The following is a 21,110-nucleotide window of genomic DNA, read 5'->3' as shown; positions in this document are numbered from 1 at the left end:
CCACCGAAGACGAGCTGCTGAAATATCTCAAGGCCGTGTCCGAGGAACTGCACGTCACGCGCGGCCGCCTGCAGGCGGCCGAGGGCGAGCGCAACGAGCCCGTGGCGATCGTCGGCATGAGCTGCCGGCTGCCCGGTGACGTCTCCTCGCCCGACCACCTGTGGGACATGGTCCTCAAGGGCGAGGACGCCATCGGCGACTTCCCGTCCGACCGCGGCTGGGATGTCGAGGCGCTGTACGACCCGGAGCCCGGCAACCCGGGCAGGACCTACACCCGCTCCGGCGGATTCCTGCGCGGTGCCGCGGACTTCGACCCGGCGTTCTTCGGCATCGCCCCGCGCGAGGCGTCCGTGATGGACCCCCAGCAGCGGCTGATGCTGGAGGCGTCCTGGGAGGCCCTGGAGCACGCCGGGATCAACCCGCAGACCCTCAAGGGCACCCGCACCGGCGTCTTCGCCGGTTCGTTCCACCACGACTACGACCCCGGCGGCGGCAGCGTCGGCAGTCTGATCTCCGGCCGCGTCTCCTACACGCTGGGCCTCCAGGGCCCGGCCGTCACGGTCGACACGGCGTGCTCGTCGTCCCTGGTGGCCGTGCACCTCGCGGCGGCGTCGCTGCGGTCGCGGGAGTGCTCCCTCGCCCTGGTCGGCGGGGTCACGGTGCTCGCGACGCCGGGCGTCTTCGTCGAGTTCTCCCGGCAGCGCGGCCTCGCCGCGGACGGCCGCTGCAAGTCCTACGCCACGGCGGCGGACGGCACGGGCTGGGGCGAGGGCGTCGGGATGCTCGTCCTGGAGCGCCTCTCCGACGCCGAGCGCAACGGCCACCGCATCCTGGCGGTGGTACGCGGCTCGGCCGTCAACCAGGACGGCGCCTCCAACGGACAGACCGCGCCCAACGGCCCCGCCCAGCAGAAGGTCATCCGCGACGCCCTGACCAGTGCCCGGCTGGGTACCGCCGACGTCGACGTCGTCGAGGGACACGGCACGGGGACGACCCTGGGCGACCCGATCGAGGCGCAGGCGCTGCTGGCCACCTACGGCCAGGACCGGCCCGCCGACCGTCCGTTGTGGCTGGGGTCGGTGAAGTCGAACATCGGGCACACCCAGGCGGCGGCGGGTGTCGCGGGCATCATCAAGATGGTGCAGGCGATGCGCCACGGCATCATGCCGCGCACCCTGCACGTCGACGAGCCGTCGGAGCACGTCGACTGGAGCGCCGGGCAGGTCCGGCTGCTCACGGAGAACGCGCCGTGGCCCGAGGACGGCCGTCCGCGCAGGGCCGGTGTCTCGTCGTTCGGCTACAGCGGGACCAACGCGCATGTGATTCTTGAGTCCGTTCCCACGGTGGAGGACGACCGGCCGGTGGCCGACGGCGTCGTTCCGTGGGTGCTGTCGGCGCGGAGCGAGGCCGCGCTGCGGGCCCAGGCCGATCGCCTGGCAGGGGCGGCGGACGGGCTGCGGCCCGTGGACGTCGGCTTCTCGCTGGCGCACGGGCGGGCGGTGCTGGAGCACCGGGCCGTGGTGCTGGGGCACGACGGTGGCGAAATGGCCGGAAAACTCCGGGACTTCGCTGCCGGGCGGTCGGTTGCGGGTGTGGTGGAGGGTCGTGCTGGTTCCGGTGGCACGGTCTTTGTGTTCCCGGGGCAGGGTTCCCAGTGGGTGGGGATGGCTCGCCAACTGCTGGAGTCCGAGCCGGTGTTCGCGGGGCGGATGGCGGAGTGCGCGGCGGCGTTGGAGCCGTATGCGGACGGTTGGTCGCTGCTGGATGTCGTCCGGGACGGCGATGAAGCCCTGTTGCAGCGGGTGGACGTCGTCCAGCCCGTGTTGTTCGCGGTGATGGTGTCGCTGGCCGAGCTGTGGCAGTCGCTGGGCGTCCGCCCGTCCGCCGTGGTGGGTCACTCCCAGGGCGAGATCGCCGCCGCCTGCGTTGCCGGCGGTCTCTCCCTGGAGGATGCGGCGCGTGTGGTGGCGCTGCGCAGCCGGGCGTTGCTGCGGCTCGCCGGGCGCGGCGGCATGGTGTCCGTCCTGGCCCCGCCGGAGCAGGTGACCGGGCGCCTGTCCGGCGGCCTTCAGATCGCGGTGGTCAACGGCCCCGAGCAGGTCGTGGTCTCCGGCGCCTCCGACGAGCTGGACGCCTTCCTGGCCGGCTGCGAGGCCGACGGCGTCCAGGCCCGCCGCGTCGCCGTCGACTACGCCTCCCACTCGCCGCAGGTCGAGGACCTGCGCGCCGAACTCCTGGACCTCCTGGGGGAAATCGAGCCGCGGTCCGGCCGGATCCCGCTGGTCTCCACGGTCACCGGCGGGATCGTCGACACGGCGGAGATGGACGCCGCGTACTGGTTCACCAACCTCCGCGAGACCGTCCGCTTCGACACCGCCCTCCAGCACCTGCTGGACACCGGCCACCGCGTCTTCGTCGAGGCGAGCCCGCACCCGGTGCTGACCGGCGCGCTGGCCCGGCCCGGCGTGGTCGCCGTGGGCACGCTGCGCCGTGGAGAGGACGAACGCGCCCAACTGCTGTGCAGTCTGGCCGAGGTGTACGTCGCGGGCGTGGACGTGGACTGGTCGTCCCGGGTGGCCGGCGGCCGCCCGGTGGACCTGCCGACGTACGCCTTCCAGCGCCGCCGTTACTGGCTGCCCGCCGGCGCGGCCACCGCCGACGTCGGCTCGGCCGGGCTCGGCGCCGTACGGCATCCCCTGCTGGGTGCGGCCGTGCGGCTGGCCAATGGTGACGACACCGTCCTGACGGGACGGCTGTCGCGCGGCACGCACCCCTGGCTGGAGGACCACGCCGTCTTCGGCACCGTCATCCTCCCCGGCACCGCATTCGTCGAACTGGCCCTGCGCGCCGGTGAGGAGGTCGGCTGCCCGTCGGTACGGGACCTGGTCCTGCATGCGCCGCTGTCCCTCCCCGAGCACGGAGAGGTGGACCTCCAGGTGCAGGTGGGGGCGGCGGGGAAGGACGGCGCCCGTCCGCTGGACGTCTACGCCGCCCTCCGCGGGCCGGACGGCACGCCCGAGTGGACCCACCACGCGAGCGCCGTCCTCACCGAGGACGCCCCCGAGCGCGGCGAGAACAGCCCCCTGAGGGACGCCACTTGGCCCCCCGCCGGCGCCGTCCGGCTGGACGCGGCGGGCCACTACGACGCCATGGCCGGACTCGGCCTGGACTACGGCCCGGCGTTCCAGGGCCTGTCCGACGTGTGGCGGCTCGGCGACGAGATCCTCGCCCAGGTCACCCTGCCCGGACGGCAGGCCGAGGAGGCGCCGCGGTTCGGACTCCACCCGGCGCTGCTGGACGCCGCGTTGCAGGCCGCCGCGGTGGACGCCACCGACGGACGGGCGCCGCTGCCGTTCTCCTTCGGCGCGGTCGCCCTGCACACCCGGGGCGCGGCCGGGCTGCGCGTGCGCATCGCCCCGGCCGGGGACGACACCTTCACCGTGGAGGCGGCCGACCCCGCCGGAGCACCCGTCGCCCGCATCGACGCGCTGCTGGTGCGCCCGGTGACGGCGGGCGACCTCGCCGCCGCGGACGGCGGGACGGAGGCGCTGCTGGCCGTCGAATGGGCGGAGTTCGAAGGGACTCCGGCCGCCGCGCCGCCGGAGGCGACGGTGCTCGGGGTCACCGACCCCGGCCCCGGCGCCGGTGACGTCGTGACCCGCACCCGGGCCGTCCTCCACGAGACGCTGCACGGCATCCAGCGGTGGCTGGCGGAGGACCGCCCCGCCGCGGAGCGGCTGGTGGTGGTCACCCGCGGCGCCGTGCTGACCGGCGCCGAGGGCCCCGGCGCGGAGCCCGACCTCGTCCAGGCCCCGGTGTGGGGCCTGGCCCGGGCCGCCCGTACGGAGAACCCCGGCCGCGTCGTCCTCGTCGACCTCGACGGCCCCGACACCGACGGGTCGGCGCTGAGCGACGCCCTGCGTTCGGGCCTGCCCGAACTGGCCGTCCGCGACGGGAGGATGTACGCCCCCGTCCTGCGCCGCCGCCCGGCCGACCGCACCGATGGCACGGCCGCCGCCCTGGGCACGGGCACCGTCCTGATCACCGGCGGAACGGGCGGGCTCGGCGCCCATGTGGCCCGGCACGCCGCCCGGCTCGGCGCCCGGCACCTACTGCTGCTCTCCCGCCGCGGCGCCGACGCCGAGGGCGCCGGGGCCCTGCTGGACGCGCTCACCGCCCTCGGCGCGGAGGTCACCGTCCGGGCCTGCGACGCCGCCGACCGTGGCCAACTGGAGCGCGTCCTGCGGGACATCCCCGCCGAGCACCCGCTGACCGCCGTCGTCCACGCCGCGGGCGTGCTCCACGACGGTGTCGTCGAGTCGATCGACGCGGCGGGGCTCGACACCGTGCTCCGGCCTAAGGCCGACGCCGCATGGCATCTGCACGAACTGACCGCCGGAGCCGGCCTGTCCGCGTTCGTGGCCTTCTCCTCCGTCTCCGGCACCGTCGGCGGAGCGGGCCAGGGCGGCTACGCGGCCGCCAACGCGTTCCTCGACGCGCTGATGCAGCACCGCCGCCGGAACGGCCTGGCCGGACTCTCCCTCGCCTGGGGCCTGTGGGCCGAGGCCACCGGGATGACCGGACACCTGGCACGCACCGACGTGGACCGCATCAACAGCAGCGGCGTCACCGCACTGGGCACCGAGCAGGGACTGGCGCTCCTCGACGCCGCGCTCACCGCGCGGACGGACGACGCGCTGCTCGTCGCCCTCGGGCTCGACCTTCCGGTCCTGCGCACGACCGACCCGGCCCTGCTGCCGCCGCTGCTGGCCGGGCTGGTCCCGCCGCGCCGCCGCGCAGCCGTCGCCCGGTCCGGGCGGCCGGGCCCCGCGGCCGGGACGGCGGCCCGTCTGTCCCCGGACTCCAGGGACGAGGTGGTGGAGCGGCTGCGGTACCGGTTCGCCGGAGCGATGGGCTTCGACCCCGCGGAGATCGACGTCACCGCGTCGCTCGTCGGCCAGGGCCTGGACTCCGTGATGGCCATGCAGACCCGCGGCCTGATCGAGGCGGACTTCGGCCGGACCCTGCCCGTCGCCCTGATGTTCAACGGAGCGAGCGTCGAGAGCATCGCCGACCACCTCATCGAGGGCGCCGACGGCCAACAGGCCGCGCCCGCCGAGGAGTCCGACGACGCCGGGGCGGAGGAGGTCGCGGACGTCGTCCGCCACCCCGCCACGCGGGACGTCGTCCGTCTGCTGCGCGCCGAGCAGCACGGCACGCCGGCCGTCACGCACCACATCGGACTGGCCCTCCGGCTCACCGCCCCGACAACCCCGGAGCGCCTCGCCGGGGCCGTCGCCCGGCTCGCCGCCCGGCACGCGGCCCTGCGCACCGCGATCGTCCAGGACGCCGACGGCGGCCAGCAGTTGGAGGTCCGCCGCACCCCGGCCGGCGAGCTGCTGCGCTGGTCCGAGGTGGCCGAGGACACCGACGCCGACCTGCGGCTGCGGGAGCTGATGGAGCCGCCCTTCGATCTGGCGGTCTCCCCGCTGTGGCGGTTCGAGCTGCTCGCCCGGCCCTCCGGCGACCAGGTGCTCGTCTTCGGCGCGCACCACGCGGTCTCCGACCTGGCGTCGCTGATGCTGGTGGCGCACGCCCTGGGCGACGAACTCGGCGGCTCCCCGCGGCCCGACGCCGTCACCAACCGCGACATCGACCTGCTGCTGCGGGCCCAGGCCGCGCGCTCCGACGGCGAAGCGCCCTCCCCGGGCGCCGACTTCGCCGGAGCACGGCGCCTCGACCTCGAACTGGCCCGGCCCCGGCCCGCGGAGCGGACCTTCCGCTCCTCGATGCTCCTGCTGGACCTGCCGGCGGACCTCCAGGAGCGGGTGGCGGCGCGGGCGACCCGCCTCGGGATCACCCCGGCCGCGTTCTGGCTGGGCGCCCTGACCGTTCACCTCGCCCGGCTCCGCGAGCGGGACCGGTTCGTGCTCGCCGTCCCGGTGGACACCCGGATGCACGCGGGCGCGCTCGACGCGGTCGGCTACTTCGGCCTCCCCATCCCGTTCGCCGCCCGGATCGAGCCCGGCGACGCCGCCGACGACGTCCTCCGGCGCACGGACGGCCGCCTCGGCGCGGTGCTGGAGCGGGGCGTCACCTTCTTCGACGCGATGCCGGCCCTCGTCGCGGAGGGGCTGTACCGCAAGGACGCGCCCCTGGTCGAGGTGTACTTCAACTACATGCCGCCGCAGACCGGTTCGGCGCCCGGCCTGGAGATCCTCCCGGCCGGCACCGGCTGGTCCGACCTCGACCTGATGATCACCGTGATGCCGGGCCTCGGGAAGCTGGGGCTCGACCACAGTCTCGACGTCCTCGACGAGGCGAGCTGCGCCGCCCTCGGCCGCGACTACCTCGCGCTCGTCGCGGAGCTCGCCGACGACCCCGCCGTCCCGGCCCTCCCCGCCGCCCCCGCGGCCCCTGCCGACGGGGCGCGTCCGGCCGGACAGATCGCCGTGGCGGCCACGTTCGCCCTGGGCAACCTGCCCGCGATGCTGTCGGTCGCCCTGGAGGACGCCGAGGTGGAGGGCGGCCCGTTCGAGGTCGCCGAGGCCCCCTACCACCAGGTCCTCGCGAGCCTGCACGACCCGGGCAGCGTCCTCGCCGACCCGTCCACCGCCGCCGGCCTCGTCCTGCTGCGCGCCGGCGACCTGACCCGCTTCGCCCCGGAGGACGACGGCCTGCTCGCCGAGCTCGCCGACGAGTATCCGGCCGCCCTGCTGGCCCTCGCCGAGCGCGGCAAGGCCCCGCTCGTCGTCGCCTTCCTGCCGGAGCGCGCGGCCGGCGAACGGGCCCGCCGCTGGGAGGAGTCGGTGACCGAGCGGCTGCGCGACAGGCCGGGCATCGCCGTCCTGCCCTCCGACCGGTGGGCCGACGACGCCTCGGCGGACGAGATGTTCGACGAGCACACCGACACCATGGCCCACCTGCCGTTCCGGGAGGAGTTCCAGGCCGTGGTCGCCCTGACCCTCGCCGACGTCGTCCGCACCCTCCGCCGCCGGCCGCCCAAGGTGATCGTCGTCGACGGCGACCACACGCTGTGGAGCGGCGTGGCCGGCGAGATCGGGCCGGACGCCGTCGACCTGACCGGGCCCCGCGCCCTGCTCGCCCGGCGCCTGCTGGAATGGCGCGCCGCCGGTGTGCTGCTGGCCCTCGTCTCGAACAACGACGAGGAGACGGTGCACGCCGTCCTCGACCGGCCGGACAGCCCGCTGCACCGCGAGCACTTCGCGGCGGTCTCCGCCGCGTGGGAGCCCAAGTGGACCCGGATCCTGAGGATCGCCGAGGAGCTGGGGCTGGGACTGGACAGCTTCCTGTTCCTCGACGACAACCCGGTGGAGATCGCCGCGGTCCGCGCCGAGCTGCCCGAGGTGCTCTCCCTCACCTGCCCCGAGCCCGGCGAACTGGCCGCGTTCATCACCCGGCTGTGGCCCGCCGTCCCGCGCGCCGCGACGGCCGAGGACGCCGCCCGGGCCGAGTTCTACCGCCAGGAGAAGGTGCGCAGCCGGGCCCGCGAGGGGGCGAGCTTCGCCGAGTTCCTGGAGAACCTGCGGCTCGAACTCGACATCGAGCCCGTCTCCGCCGAATCGGCCGAGCGCACCGTCCAGTTGAGCCGGCGGACCAACCAGTTCAACCTGCGGCCCCTCCCGCTCGACCCGGACCGGCTGGAGCAACTGACGCGGGACGGCGGAGAGGTGTGGACGGCCACCGCCCGCGACCGCTTCGGCGCGTACGGACAGATCGGCGTCCTGGCCGTCCGGCCCGAGGGGGACGCCCTTGAGGTGGTCGCCTGGATGATGAGCTGCCGCGTCCTCGGGCGCGGCGTGGAGGACCGGCTGCTCCAGTGGCTGGCCGACCGGGCCGAGGCCCTCGGCCGCACCACGGTCCGCCTGATCGCGGACAACACGCCGCGCAACATCCCGGCCCGGCGCCTCGTCTCCCGCCTCGGCGGCGGCGACACCGACGCGCCGCGGCTGGAGACGGCGGTGACACCGGCACGACTGCGGGAGTTCCGCTCCTGGGACCCCGGAACGAATTCGGCTGCGGAGGACAGCAATGCCTGAGGGAACAGCGATGCCTGAGGGAACAGCGACGCCTGAGGGAAGCGGTACCAGCCGCAACCGGAACGTCGACCGACGGCCCGAGGAGGAAATGATCGAGGGACGGGGCCCGGGCCGGGCCCAGGCGTCCGACCTGCTGGCCCGCCTCCGACGGCCGGCCGCCCCCGCGGCGGGCCACGAAGCGCGCCCCCGGACGGTCGACCAGGTCGCCGCGGCCATCGCGGAGCGGGCCTCCCGCTTCCTGGCGGGCCCCGTGGCCGACGTCGAGACGGACCTGTTCGACGCGGGCATGTCCTCGGTGGACGCCGTCGAGCTCGTCGCGGTCATGGCCCGCGAACTGGACGTGGCCGTCAGCCTGGACGACGTCTTCGCCGACGCCCGCCCCCGCCGCCTCGCCCAGCGCTGGGCGAAGGCCGCCGGGTTGCCCGACCGAGCGGCGGCTGCGGAAAGCCCATCGGCGACCACCTTGCCCGTGGTGGCCGCCGGGACGGACGAGGACCTCGACCTGATCCTCGCCGACCTCTCCCAGGCCGACCGGCTGCCCTGGAGCAGCCGGCCCGAGCCCGTACCGCCCCGCCGGATCCTGCTCACCGGCGCCACCGGCTTCCTCGGCAGCCATCTGTTGCTCGACCTGCTGCGACAGGGCGACGCCCACGTGGTCTGCCTGGTGCGCGCCGAGGACGACCGGGCCGCCGAACGGCGCCTCGGCGAGGCCCTGGAGAGCTTCGGCCAGTCCTGGTCCTCGGAGGTCCGGCGGCGGGTGACCGTCCTCGCGGCGGACTTGAGGCAGCCCCGCCTGGGGCTGACCGGGGAGCGCTGGGAGGCCCTGGCCCGGGAGACCGACGCGATCGTCAACGTCGCCGCCGCGGTCGACTTCCTGCGCGGCTACCCGTCGCTGCGCCAGACCAACGTCCGCGGCCCGCTGGAGCTGGCCGAGCTGGCGATGACCGGCCGGCCCAAGCCCCTGCACCACGTCTCGTCCGTCGCCGTGTTCAACGAGATCGGCATCGCCAGGATGGGCGAGGACGACCCGGTCGCCCACATCGACCGGCTGGTCGCCGGCTACGACAAGTCCAAGTGGGCCGCCGAGGCGGCGCTGCGCCGGGCCCGCGAGCACGGCCTGACGGCGACGTTCCTGCGGCCGGGCGCGATCGGCGGCCACACCCGCACCGGTGTGTACAACCCGAGCGACCTCAGCACCGGACTGATCGGCGCCATCTCCCGCTACCGCACCGTCCCGGCGTTCAAGTACATGAACCTCGCGCCGGTCGACTGGGTCAGCCGCACCGCCGCCGCCATCGTCTTCGACCCGCAGGCGTGGGGCCACAACTACAACCTCACCGGCCGCGCGGAGACGCTGCCCGAGCTCGTCAAGGACATGAAGCTCGCCGGGATGAACGTCCGCGTGGCCAACTGGCGGGACTGGAAGGACGACCTGCTCGCCCGCCACGAGGCCGAGCCGGTCCCCGCGCTGGACTCCATCGTCCGCATCATGCGCAGCCCGACCGCGCTGAAGCTCTTCGAGGCGCTGATGTTCGGCCCCGCCGCCGCGGCCGACCGGACGGAGGCCTTCCTCGCCCGGCACGGCCTCCCGGCCCCCGAACGCTACGACGCCAAGGCCCAGTTGAAGACCTTCGAGCGGATGGCCGAGGACGGCGTCACCCGGCTCCCCAGCCGCGAGGACCCGCCCTACCTGGAGTTCGACGAGCGGATGCGCGGCCTCGTCGGACCGGTGGGCCAGGAGCCCGACACCCGGTGCAGGACGGCGTTCACCCTCTCCATCGCCAGCATGTACCAGGTCGCCCAGCACCGCCGGGTCGACGTCCGCGGCCAGGTCGTCTGCGAGCGGGTGCACCCGGAGCCGCTGACCGTGACCCACGGCGAGATATGGGTCCGGCCCGACGAGGGCGTCCCGCTCCGGCACGGCAACGACCACCCGCTGCTGCGCTACCGGCTCGTCCTGGTGGACCGCGACGGCGGCCGGTGGTGGCTGGAGGGCTGGAAGACCGCCCGCGCCCGGCGCGACCTGTGGAAGCAGACCCGCACTCTGGAGATCACCATCGGCCGCGAGGGCGAACCGGCCTGCTACGCCGGGGTGGTCCAGGTGCCCGGCAAGAGCTTCCTCCCCGACCAGATCGACGGCATCCGCGTCGACCCCCGGCTGTCCTCGCAGGAGCAGCGGCTCGCCAAACTCTCGTGGCTGTCCTGGTTCTTCGTGCAGATGGGCATGGGGCTGGCCGAGCCGTCCCTGCGGGCCGGCGCCGAACTGCTGGACCTGCGCCGGGACGCGATCGACCGGGACAAGGACAAGATGCAGCGCAAATTCCGCAAGCTGATCAGGCAGAGGGAGCAGATCCGATGACGCTGAGGCCCCTGACACCGAGTCCCCTGACACCGAGGCCCCTCCACTCACGGCTCGGCGCCGCGATCGAGCAGATCCCCTTCACCGCGTCCGACGGCACCGAGCTCGGCCTGTGCCGGGTCTCGGCCGGCGACGGCGCCGACCGGCCGCCCGTCCTCGTCCTCCACGGACTGACCGCGTCCTCCGACATGTTCCTTCTGCCGGAGACGCGGAACCTGGTCGACGTCCTGCTCGACGCGGGCTACGAGCCGTGGCTGCTGGACTGGCGCGGCAGCTGCCGCCTGCCCTACAACGAGGGCCGCGTCCGCTACACCTTCGACGACGTGGCGCTCTACGACATCCCCGAGGCGGTGGCGCTCGTCCGCGAACGCACCGGCGGGAAGCCCCTGCAGGTCGTCGCCCACTGCATCGGTGCGCTCTGCCTCTCCCTGAGCATGGCGGCCGGGCTCGTCCCCGGACTGGCCGGCGTCGTCGCGCAGGGCGTCTTCCTCACCCCCAAGATGTCCTGGAAGACCCGGATGCGCCTGCACTTCGGCGGCGAGCTCCTGCGGTCGCGCCTCGTCAACATCCCCACCGACTTCCGCAAGGTGGGCCTCTGGTCGAAGCACTCCCTGATCTTCGCCGAGGTCTCCCTAGGCGCCGAGTGCAAGGACCCCACCTGCCAGATCCTGCACAACGACTCGTGGGGCGTGGGCGGTTCGCTCTTCGAGCACGAGAACCTCGACACCCGCACCCACGACCGCCTAGCCGACCTCTACGGCACGGTCCCCATGTGGATCCTCCCGCACCTGCGCCAGATCGAGCTGGCCCACACGATGATGCGCCACAACGATGCCGACGGCCGCTACGACGCCCTTCCGAAGAACGCCCTCGACGACGCGGACCGCATCGAGGCCCCGCTCCTCCTCCTCTCCGGCAGCGACAACCGCTTCTGGTACGACTCCAACAAGCTCTGCCACGAGCTCCTCACCACCCGCCACCCGGACCTGGACGTCCGCTACGTCGAGGTGCCGGGCTACGGCCATCTCGACACCTTCATAGGCCGCAACGCCGCCCTGGACGTCTTCGGCCATATCGTCGACTTCCTCGACGAGTGCCGGACGGCGGCGGTCTCCGCCGCATGACGAGCGGGCGCCTCGTACAACGGGGCGCCCTGCCCTGCCGTGGCCGACGGATGATTGACTGCGGCACATGGCCCCCGCGACGAACCCTGCCCCGACGCCCCCTCGGGACGCACCACCCCCCTTCGACCCCGAACTGAAGGCGGCACTGGCGTCCTTGGGGGACGGGGTGAGGGAGCCGGTCACCCCGGAGAACCTCGCCGCCCTGCAGGAACGGGACGCCGCGGCCCGGCCCAGGCCGACGCTCCGGGAGCTCCGGGCCGACGGCCGGTTCGAGGTGGACGAACTGCGGGTGCCGGGAGCACCGGGAGGGCCGGACGTCACGCTCGTGAGCGCACGGCCCGCCGGACTCACCGGGCCACTGCCCCTGCTCTACTACCTGCACGGCGGCGGAATGATCACGGGCAACGCCTGGTCCGTCCTGCCGAGGCTGCTCCGCGAGTGGGCTCTCCCCCTCGAACTGGCCGTCATCTCCGTCGAGTACCGACTGGCACCGCAGACGCGGTACCCCGGACCGGTGGAGGACTGTTACGCCGGACTCACCTGGGCGGTCGCCCACGCGGCCGACCTGGGCATCGACGCGGACTGCCTCGTCATCGGAGGCAAGAGCGCCGGCGGCGGACTCGCCGCGGCGCTGGCCCTGCTCGCGCGTGACCGGGGCGGGCCCGCCCCGATCGGGCAACTGCTCCTGTGCCCGATGCTCGACGACCGCAACAACACCTTCTCCGGCCACCAGTTGGCCGGCCTCGACGTCTGGGACCGGACCTCCAACGCCACCGCGTGGCAGGCGCTGCTGGGCGACCGGTACGGAGCCCCGGACCTGCCGCCCTACGCGGCCCCCGCCCGTGCCACGGACCTCTCCGGGCTGCCCCCGGCCTACATCGAGGTCGGTTCGGCCGAGACCCTCAGGGACGAGGGCGTGGCCTACGCCAACGCGATCTGGCGGGCCGGCGGCCAGGCCGAACTCCACGTATGGCCCGGTGCCTTCCACGGCTTCGACACCTTCGCACCACATGCGTCCCTCAGCCAGGATGCCCGCAACGCCCGCTTCCGCTGGCTGCGCCGCGTCCTCACCTGAAACACGAAACCTTGAAACACGAAAAACTGAAGCACGAGAGCTGAAGCACGAAACCTGAAGCACGAAAGCTGAAAAACGAAGCCCCTCTCCTGAGGGCAGGAGAGGGGCACGAGATCACTTCTTCCGGCGCTTACGGGGCGCAGGAACGGTCGGCGCCTCGGTCTCGCGGGCGGCGGCGAAGAAGGGCGCCATCACTTCCTCGTACTGCTTCAGGGATTCGGGCCCCAGGTCGATTTCGAGCCACTTGGGCACCTGAATCTCCTTGATCTCCATCACGGGGGAACCGTCCTCGTCCACCTCCCCCGTCAGGTCCTCCATTTCCTCGGCCACCGTCACGGCGAACTTGACCGTGGTCAGGCTGTCGGTCACCTCGGGGGCGAGGTCGTCGAAGTCGATCCGCTGGACGTAAATCGGCGTCGTGATCGTCTGACTGCCGACCTCGATCGTCTTCACTCCTTCTTCCACGTTGGGCTGACCCTTGTGGGATTCGTCTACCTCGATGAATTTGGTGCCCATGGATGGCGCCCTTCCTTTGCGCTGGCGTGTGCCTAAATTCTAGTGGAACAAGGGTAGTTGACGCCAATTCAGGTACGGGTGATCCGCCCTTCCGCAGGGGGCGTTCCCGGCCGGAAAGAGACTCCCGAAAACCATCGGAAAAGTTCGCTCGACAAGCCCTTTCCCGGTCGGAGCGTTCCCAGGGCCGCGCTCGATTACGTCACCGGCCCGGCCCTTGAACAGGGCCACGAGGTCGCGCTGTACGCCCCCCTCATGTTCCGCCGCGAAGCATGGCGGAGAGGAGTGGAGTTCCACAGGGCAGGAACGGACTGGACCTGCGACCCCGCCGTTCAGCAAGCGGCAAGTGAGATCTGGAAGGAATCCGGGAACGCGCCGTTCAACCGCTATGTCTTCGGTCGGCTCCGGCCGGATCGGGCCGAGGCGAAAGCCCGTGACCTGATCGCCGCATGGACACGGTCGCGGCCCGACCTGGTGATCGCCGAGTGCAGCGATCTCGGTGCGCACCTCGCGGCGAAGGTCCTGGACCTGCCCGTGGTCGCGGCGGGCAACGGCCTGGGCCCGGCGCTCCTGGACCTCTGGGACACCGACATCGCGCCCGCGTCGCCCCCCCGCATCAAGGTCGTCGAACGCGCCCCACAGCCCGCGCTCCTGCACCGCGCCGACCTGTTCGTCACACACGGAGGCCGCGCATCCCTGCTCGCCGCGGTGCAGGGCAAAACCCCCGCCCTGGGCATGGGCGTTCTCGCCGACCAGCCCGACAACACCACCGCATTCGCCCGACGCGGCCTCGGCCGCACCCTGCAACTCACGGCGAAGCACACCGAGATCGCCGACACCATGACGGCCGTCCAGCACGGCGATGACAGGGTGGTCGCTGTGTCATACGAACCGCCGAGGTCTGCCCCGCCCATGCTCGACGCCATACGCAGCCGCCTGCGTCGCCGCGACGACGCCGCCCTGTCCCGGATCCGTGCCGAAATCACCGCGTTCGGTGAAGCGCTGGCCGCACACGATTTCGTGCCGAACGCCGAACACGGCCCGGAGCTGATAGGCGACTACGAGCGGGCCCTGGATGCGTACGAGCAGGCGAAGCGGGACTTCGTGGGCGACCGTAACCGCGAAGACGCCCAGGACGTCCTGCGTGCCCTGGACGAAGGGCGGCACGCCCTCGCCTGTGTGGACGCGCGCCTGGCGGGGCGGCCGCTCCCGCGACGCCACCCCCTCTGTTTCTTCGACCCGCGTCACGGCCCCTCTACGGCCGAGGTCCGGTGGTCACCGCCGGAGGGAGCGGCCCGGACGATCGCGGTCTGCGCGGCCGACGCCGTACGGCTGGGCGAGCGGTGCGTCTCCAACGCTCCCGTGTCCCGGCCGGTGGCCGACCCGGTGAACCAGCCACCGGCCGAGGCCGAGGCCCGGGCCTCCGGTGTGGGCCGTCGCGAGTTCGGGCTGCTGCGGCCCGACCCGACAGCGCCTGCGATCCTGGTCTTCCGGGTCACGGCCGACAACCCCGGCAAGGAGACCGCCTTGCGGCGGGTACGAAGGCGCAACCGGCCTTCGGCCACCGTGAAGCCGAAGGACCAACTTCTCAGGATCCCGGGCGACTTCACGGCCCGCTTCGCCGTCCCCGTACGGGAGGACGGCAGGCCCGACGCGTGGTTCGAGGTGCGCGGGAAGACGCACTGGGAAGCGTGGCTGGAGTCCGCCGAAGGCTGTCGGTGCTTCGAGACGTCGATCACGGGCAACGGCTGGGAGATCGTGCGCTACACGGGCGGCGGCACGGCGTGGGCGCAGTTCCTGCACGAGGGCAGGGGCGAGGTGTGCGTGGAGCAGCTCGGCCCGCAGTTCCAGCCGGCGCAGCGCCTGCTCAAGGGGTACGGGGCCGTCGGGCCCGGGAGGGGCTCCATGGCGATGCCCCGGCAGCAGTCGTGGCTGGCGATCGCCTGTCGGGGCAAGTGGTCGATCACGGTGGAGCGGGAATGAACAGGCCCCGGTACGGGGGGCGTGGCAGGCGGGCGCGGCATGGACGTATGGTGATCAAGAAGTTTTCGGATTTGTCTGATGAAAATGGGGGGACCTTCCGTGAAACTGACTCGACTCTCCGCTGTGGTCGCCGTTGTCGCGCCGGCCATCCTGCTCTCCACTCCGGCGGTCGCCGCCGTTGCCCAGTCTCCCGCCGCTGCGACGACTGCCAGGAGCGCCGCCTCGCAGGAGGATGAAGACCGGATCGCCATCCTCAGGATGCTGTCCACGGAGAAGGGCGAGGGCTTCAAGCGTGAGGCCAATAAGGCGCTCGACGGCACGGCCGCGGACCTGCGCCGGTTCCTGGAGACGGGCCAGTACCTCGCCCGGGACGAGGACAACACCGTCGAAATCTTCAGGGTGATCGCATCCAGCAAGGGCAAGGCCCTTAAGGAGGCGGCCGGGAAAGCGCTGGAGGGCACGGCTGCCGACCGTGTCACATTCCTCACCAAGACCCAGTACGTCGCCCGTGACGAGGACAACAGCGTCGCCATCCTCACGATGCTCGCCGGCAAGAAGCTCGACCGGAAGGCCTCCGACGCCGCCCAGAAAGCGCTGAACGGCTCCGCCGCCGACCGGGCCGCCTTCCTCAAGAAGTACGGCAAGTAGTCGCCGGGGGCAGGGCCCTGGACCTGCCCCCCGACGCACACAGCGGCCGCCGCACGGACTGGGACCTGTGCGGCGGCCGTCGTCGCCCCGGCATGTCATCCCTCGGAAGCCCGGAAGCAGGGAACCTGACAAAGAAGCTGCCGAGTGGCTCACCAGCAGATCTTCGTCTGCTTGGGGGTTCACGGCTCCTTGCCGTGCTGGCCTGCGCGGAGCCCGCTGCGCAGTCGAGGATCCCGGGCAGCGATCCGTGAGTGGTCCGGATCTTGCTCGGCGGAGGGGCTGATTCCCATCACCTGCTGCCTTGTTGATTGCCCAGCGGGAGCGGCTCGTGGTGGTGCCAGATCAAGTACCTGTCCTCGGCCCGCAGTTCTGCCTCCCCCCACTCCAGACGGATCACGCCGCGCTCCATGGAGCACGCGTACGCGAGGAGGATCAATTTGGTGCCCGGAGGAAGCCGGGTGAGATCCCGGTGGACTTCCGGTTCCGGCATTTCATCCCACTCAAGATCCAGCTCTCCCTGCAGCGGTTCGGGACCGTAGTGCCGGATGAGGTCCGCCCGTAGGCCGGTGGCCCGGCGTAACCGGGCTTCCGTGACAGGGACGTCGGTCTTCGCGTAGCGGAGGGGGTAGAGCATGTGCTCGCCGACCATCGTCACGGTTCGGGATCCCAACCGCACGGGCTGGGCGCTGGGCAAGTCCCTCAAGCCGGCGAGCAGTTCCTCGTACTGCACGGCGTACAGGCCATGGCCGTATGCCTCCAGCGTCTGCGTGTGCACACCCTGGTGACCGTCCCTTGCCCGCTCATGTGCACGTACCAGGCATTCGGGTATGGCCTGGGTCAGCGGGCCGACCAACTCACCGAAGACCCGGCGTGCCCAGGCTGAGGACGGTTCTGGTCCCTTCATGAATGGCTACCTCCCCCTCGATGGCCTGCTGAAGTGCAGCCCTGGTATGACCGTGAAGGAGGACAGGTGCGTTCACAAGGGTGCATTTCCCGCATTGGCGGGTGCGCTCCCGGCTGGGGCGGGAGCCGTCGATGAACGGGATCTCTGCTGGGTGCGGTTCGTTTCGAGAGATGGCGGGTTCACCACTCCCGCGTGGCGATCAGCTCTTCCATGTCCGCGTTCGTGAAGCCGTAGACGCGGGCGATGAACCAGAAGTCCCTGGCTATCTCGTCACGGGCCATGGTCTCGATCTCGCTGCCGGCGGCCTCGAACTCGGCCTCTAGGCCGTTGAACTCCTCGGTGGCGGCCCGGGTCAGAGCGTAGAGCGCGGCCAGATCGACGGGCGCATCCGCTTCGATGTTCTCGCACAGCCGCAGCAGAACCGCCTTTCCCCGGTCCACCACGTGATCGGGGTAGTAGTCGTCCTCGTACAGCCCCCGAAGAAAGGCGTGTGCGGTCACGTGCTGATTGCTGATGGGCATGCTGCTTCCCGCCCCTGGTCGGTGAACGATGTGGCACCTCGATCGTGCACCAGAGCACTGACAGTGCTCCTGGAACGGCAAGGGGGGGCTGCGCCGGGAGGACGCTGGCCGGGGCTGTGCACGAGGCGGCTCGCCCCTACCGTGGCGGTGGAGGAGGGGGTGCGGATGGACCCATCGTCCGAGGAACGGGAGGCCCCGGGAGGCTACTGCCGCGCGGTGCGTCGGGAATGCTGTTATGCGCTGTCGATGGGTTGTACGTCCATGGTGGAGCGGAGTTGGATCAGGAAGGTCTCGAACTGCTGCAGAAGCTCGGAAGGGTAGCGATCGAGGACAGCGTCCTGTCGCTGTTTGACGGGGGTGAAGAACTCATCGGCGAGCTGTTTGACCTGCGGATCGGTGCGCAGAGTGACGACTCGTCGGTCTGCTTCCTCGCGAGTACGGCTGATGTAGCCGGCCTTCTCCAGGCGGTTCAGGAGCGCGGTCATGGCTCCTGAGGACAGGGGGATGCGCTTACTGAGCAGTGCCGGCGACAGCGGGGCACCACTTTCTTCGGCGGAGGAAATCTCCAGCAAGGCGAACGCGTCCGTGGAATGTACACCGAGCCGGGTGGCAAATCGGCGGCCCAGCTCGGTGAAGCTCGCGCCGTAAGCCATGAGTTGTTCTGTCAGCCGCTCGCGCTGAGTTGCGACGTCACCGGCTGCCGTCTTCTCCACTGGGCCCTCCCTCTGCTCCTGGTCGCCGACAAGTGCCCCCGCTGGCGGGCAGGTTGACAACTTGGACCCTCCAATCTAGCTTACCCATGAAGTAGCTTCATCATAAAGATACTTCATGGTGAAGGTGGTGTGCCCGTGGGGCCGGAAGTCCCCCTGCGCCGCTCTGCCTTGTCTCCTCGGCATGTGGAGTTCTGATGCAACCCGCTCCTTATCTGGATGACGTCAACCTCTTCGCCGCAGCCGTCCGTGGTGTTGCCGAATCCGACCCGGTCCACGCCGCCCTGCGCGCCGGCGGCCCCGTCGTCCAAGTGGACGCCCCGGCAGGGGGCCGGGCTTGGGTGGTGACCGATGAGGTGCTGGCGCGCCAGGTGCTCGCCGACCCTCGCATCGCCAAGGATCCCGCATTCGCACCCCCCGGCTGGAACCCGCACACCGCCGGACTCGAGCAGACCGCCGCCGAACAGCCATCACTCACCACCCTCGACGGCCCCGACCATGCCGAGCTGCGACGTGCCCATGCCCCACTGCTGAGCGCCAAGCGGATCGGCGAGCAGTCCGACCGCGTCCATGCCATCGCCCGGACGTTGTTGGCCGAACTCGCCATCGAGCATGGGGCGATCGACTTGATGGCCGGGTTCACCACCCGCTACCCGCTCACTGTCCTGCTCGACCTGCTCGGCATACCTCTCGACCTCGTCGACCAGGCTGCCGACGCCTGTCGACGGATGCTCGACGGCGGGCCAGGGCAGGCCCAGGCGATCGCTGACCTCGCGGAGCTTGCCGGAGCCGGACTCGACGACACCGGCCGGGGCCTCGCCGTCGAGCTTCGGAAACGTGTCCCGGCGCACACGACCCGGGAGCAGCTTCGGTACCACCTTTTCGCGTTGATCTTCGCGGGACAGCTCACCACCGACGCCTCCCTCGGCGCCCTGATCGCGTACACCCTCGCGGAACGCCCCCAGCGTGGCGCCGGCACGGAGGACACCGAAGAACTGGTCCGTGAAACGCTCCGGCAGCACCCACCCGCTCCCCTTACCCTCTGGCGGTTCACCACCGCTGAGCTCGAACTCGCCGGGATGCGGTTGCCTGAGCGGGCTCCCGTGCTCGTCGACATCCAGGGGATCAATACCAACCCCGACCGCTCGCCCGGACCGGACCTGACCTTTGGTGCAGGCCCGCATTACTGCATCGGAGCCCAGCTCGCGCAGCTCGAACTGCGGGCAGTGGCCACGGTGCTGCGCACCGACTATCCCGATGCCCGCCTTGCCGTGCCCTTCGCCGAACTCCGCCAGCGCACCCTGGGTGGACTGCAGGGCAGTCGGTTGACAGCCCTTCCCGTCATCCTGCGGGGCTGAGATCGAATCTCCATTCAGGGCGGGGCGGGCATTGCTGCTGACTCGCAAGGTGGAAGTGGGACTTCGGTGGCTACAAGTAGCCGGGCTTGGTCCGCGTATGGCCCGGAAATGCCGGTCAGGACTGGTTCTCGGGTGAGACGGGTTGCAACAACCCGTGCATATCGCCGGGTTGGGCGATCACGGCACCCGAGGACCGACCGGAGGGCCGACGCCCCGCACCCGCGCAGGTCACCGGCCCTCCCAACCCCCCTAGAAAAAGCCCAGCTTCTTCGCCGAGTAGCTCACCAGCAGATTCTTCGTCTGCTGGTAGTGGCCCAGCATCATCTTGTGCCCCTCCCTCCCGATGCCCGACTGCTTATAGCCGCCGAAGGCGGCGTGGGCCGGGTATTGGTGGTAGCAGTTGGTCCAGACGCGGCCGGCCTGGATGGCGCGGCCGGCGCGGTAGGCCGTGGTGCCGTTGCGGGTCCAGACGCCGGCGCCGAGGCCGTAGAGGGTGTCGTTGGCGAGGGTGATGGCGTCGTCGAAGTCGGTGAAGGAGGTGACGGCGGCCACCGGGCCGAAGATTTCCTCCTGGAAGATGCGCATGCGGTTGGTGCCCTCGAAGATGGTGGGCTCGACGTAGTAGCCGCCCTTGAGTTCGCCGCCGGGGTCGGCGCGGTGGCCGCCGGTGAGGACGCGGGCGCCTTCCGCGCGGCCGATGTCGAGGTAGGAGAGGATTTTCTCCAGTTGGTCGTTGGAGGCCTGGGCGCCGATCATCGTGTCGGTGTCGAGGGGGTGGCCGGGGAGGATCGCCTCGGTGCGGGCGACGGCCGCGGCGAGGAAGTCGGCGTAGTGGCCGCGCTGGATCAGGGCGCGGGACGGACAGGTGCAGACCTCGCCCTGGTTGAGGGCGAACATGGTGAAGCCTTCGAGGGCCTTGTCGAGGAAGTCGTCGTCGGCCGCGGAGACGTCGTCGAAGAAGATGTTGGGGCTCTTGCCGCCGAGTTCGAGGGTGACGGGGCGCAGGTTTTCGGAGGCGTACTGCATGATGAGGCGGCCGGTCGTCGTCTCGCCGGTGAAGGCGATCTTCGCGACGCGGGGGGAGGAGGCGAGAGGTTTGCCGGCTTCCACGCCGAAGCCGTTGACGATGTTGACCACGCCCGGGGGGATGAGGTCGGCGACCAGGTCGAGCCAGATGTGGATGGAGGCCGGGGTCTGCTCGGCCGGTTTGAGGACGACCGCGTTGCCCGCCGCCAGCGCCGGGGCCAGCTTCCAGGCGGCCATGAGGAGGGGGAAGTTCCAGGGGATGATCTGGGCGACGACGCCGAGCGGTTCGTGGAAGTGGTAGGCGACGGTGTCCTCGTCGATCTCGGAGAGGCTGCCCTCCTGGGCGCGTAACGCGCCCGCGAAGTAGCGGAAGTGGTCGATCGCCAGGGGGATGTCGGCGGCGAGGGTCTCGCGGACCGGCTTGCCGTTCTCCCAGGACTCGGCGACGGCGAGGGCTTCGAGGTGTTCCTCCATGCGGTCGGCTATGCGGAGGAGGACGGCGGACCGGTCCGTGGGGGAGGTGCGGGCCCAGGCGGGGGCCGCGGCGTGGGCGGCGTCCAGGGCGCGTTCGACGTCCTCGGCCGTGCCGCGGGCGATCTCGGTGAAGGGCTCGCCGTTCACCGGGGTCGGGTTGTCGAAGTAGCGGCCCAGCGCCGGGGGTACGTACGCGCCGCCGATCCAGTGGTCGTAGCGCGGGCGGTACGAGACGACGGCGTCGGGCGAACCCGGGGACGCATAGCGGGTCATGGGGGTGCCTCCTTGTGCACGGCCGCCCGCTCCGTCGCGGGCGGCGAACGGCTGGACGCTACCCAGGGACCGCTTGCCGTAG

Annotated in this window: 11 protein-coding genes and 1 pseudogene; 7 read left to right on the top strand and 5 right to left on the bottom strand. The window is 71.6% G+C overall.

The genetic code is table 11. From position 1 onward, the window contains the following. Nucleotides 1–86 precede the first annotated feature (86 nt). The 4 genes and pseudogenes from AB8735_RS07825 to AB8735_RS07810 all read left to right on the top strand — a co-directional run. A pseudogene (locus AB8735_RS07825) lies at nucleotides 87–8,060 on the top strand (HAD-IIIC family phosphatase); the annotation flags it as partial. An 88-nt stretch (nucleotides 8,061–8,148) separates the two neighbouring features. Continuing rightward, nucleotides 8,149–10,419, top strand: coding sequence for a thioester reductase domain-containing protein (locus AB8735_RS07820; RefSeq protein WP_372406293.1), 2,271 nt, complete (start codon nucleotides 8,149–8,151; stop codon nucleotides 10,417–10,419). Then, nucleotides 10,416–11,543, top strand: coding sequence for an alpha/beta fold hydrolase (locus AB8735_RS07815; protein ID WP_372406291.1), 1,128 nt, complete (start codon nucleotides 10,416–10,418; stop codon nucleotides 11,541–11,543). The genes AB8735_RS07820 and AB8735_RS07815 overlap by 4 nt, the downstream gene beginning before the upstream one ends. A gap of 67 nt (nucleotides 11,544–11,610) precedes the next feature. Further along, complete coding sequence (locus AB8735_RS07810; protein WP_372406290.1) at nucleotides 11,611–12,618, top strand: alpha/beta hydrolase; 1,008 nt, start codon at nucleotides 11,611–11,613, stop codon at nucleotides 12,616–12,618. A 114-nt stretch (nucleotides 12,619–12,732) separates the two neighbouring features. Here AB8735_RS07810 and AB8735_RS07805 read toward each other — a convergent pair whose 3' ends face one another. Then, nucleotides 12,733–13,134: a hypothetical protein gene (locus tag AB8735_RS07805; protein WP_372406288.1), complete on the bottom strand. Its 402-nt coding sequence runs from the start codon at nucleotides 13,132–13,134 to the stop codon at nucleotides 12,733–12,735. A 282-nt stretch (nucleotides 13,135–13,416) separates the two neighbouring features. Between AB8735_RS07805 and AB8735_RS07800 the strand changes: the two genes are divergently transcribed. Further along, nucleotides 13,417–15,114 (top strand): glycosyltransferase, encoded by a 1,698-nt coding sequence (locus AB8735_RS07800; RefSeq protein WP_372406286.1) that lies wholly within the window; start codon nucleotides 13,417–13,419, stop codon nucleotides 15,112–15,114. A gap of 99 nt (nucleotides 15,115–15,213) precedes the next feature. After that, complete coding sequence (locus AB8735_RS07795; RefSeq protein ID WP_372406284.1) at nucleotides 15,214–15,762, top strand: ALF repeat-containing protein; 549 nt, start codon at nucleotides 15,214–15,216, stop codon at nucleotides 15,760–15,762. Between the two features lie 289 nt (nucleotides 15,763–16,051). On the opposite strand, the gene AB8735_RS07790 is transcribed toward AB8735_RS07795, so the two are convergent. The 3 genes from AB8735_RS07790 to AB8735_RS07780 form a co-directional block, all read right to left on the bottom strand. Further along, the gene (locus AB8735_RS07790; protein WP_372406282.1) at nucleotides 16,052–16,537 is read right to left on the bottom strand and encodes a hypothetical protein; all 486 of its coding nucleotides are present in this window, start codon (nucleotides 16,535–16,537) and stop codon (nucleotides 16,052–16,054) included. A gap of 308 nt (nucleotides 16,538–16,845) precedes the next feature. After that, on the bottom strand, nucleotides 16,846–17,187 hold the full coding sequence (locus AB8735_RS07785) for a DUF5713 family protein (RefSeq protein ID WP_372406281.1): 342 nt from the start codon (nucleotides 17,185–17,187) through the stop codon (nucleotides 16,846–16,848). A 233-nt stretch (nucleotides 17,188–17,420) separates the two neighbouring features. Beyond that, nucleotides 17,421–17,900, bottom strand: coding sequence for a MarR family winged helix-turn-helix transcriptional regulator (locus tag AB8735_RS07780; RefSeq protein ID WP_372406280.1), 480 nt, complete (start codon nucleotides 17,898–17,900; stop codon nucleotides 17,421–17,423). A gap of 194 nt (nucleotides 17,901–18,094) precedes the next feature. Between AB8735_RS07780 and AB8735_RS07775 the strand changes: the two genes are divergently transcribed. Next, nucleotides 18,095–19,255, top strand: a complete 1,161-nt coding sequence (locus AB8735_RS07775) for a cytochrome P450 (RefSeq protein ID WP_372406277.1) — start codon at nucleotides 18,095–18,097, stop codon at nucleotides 19,253–19,255. A gap of 249 nt (nucleotides 19,256–19,504) precedes the next feature. On the opposite strand, the gene AB8735_RS07770 is transcribed toward AB8735_RS07775, so the two are convergent. Beyond that, entirely contained in the window at nucleotides 19,505–21,028 is a 1,524-nt protein-coding gene (locus AB8735_RS07770; protein WP_372406276.1) for an aldehyde dehydrogenase family protein, read from the bottom strand. Between the last annotated feature and the right edge of the window lie 82 nt (nucleotides 21,029–21,110).

This window comes from Streptomyces luteireticuli (assembly GCF_041519305.1).
Lineage (GTDB): Bacteria > Actinomycetota > Actinomycetes > Streptomycetales > Streptomycetaceae > Streptomyces > Streptomyces luteireticuli.
The sequence above is the reverse complement of the archived record's forward strand: the minus strand, read 5'-3'. Positions and strand labels throughout refer to the sequence as shown.

Excerpts from the sequence above, each read along its gene's own strand:
- AB8735_RS07775 (WP_372406277.1), top strand. The coding sequence starts at position 18,095 with ATGCAACCCGCTCCTTATCTGGATGACGTCAACCTCTTCGCCGCAGCC.
- AB8735_RS07785 (WP_372406281.1), bottom strand. The coding sequence starts at position 17,187 with ATGCCCATCAGCAATCAGCACGTGACCGCACACGCCTTTCTTCGGGGG.
- AB8735_RS07805 (WP_372406288.1), bottom strand. The coding sequence starts at position 13,134 with ATGGGCACCAAATTCATCGAGGTAGACGAATCCCACAAGGGTCAGCCC.
- AB8735_RS07820 (WP_372406293.1), top strand. The coding sequence starts at position 8,149 with ATGATCGAGGGACGGGGCCCGGGCCGGGCCCAGGCGTCCGACCTGCTG.
- AB8735_RS07810 (WP_372406290.1), top strand. The coding sequence starts at position 11,611 with ATGGCCCCCGCGACGAACCCTGCCCCGACGCCCCCTCGGGACGCACCA.
- AB8735_RS07815 (WP_372406291.1), top strand. The coding sequence starts at position 10,416 with ATGACGCTGAGGCCCCTGACACCGAGTCCCCTGACACCGAGGCCCCTC.
- AB8735_RS07770 (WP_372406276.1), bottom strand. The coding sequence starts at position 21,028 with ATGACCCGCTATGCGTCCCCGGGTTCGCCCGACGCCGTCGTCTCGTAC.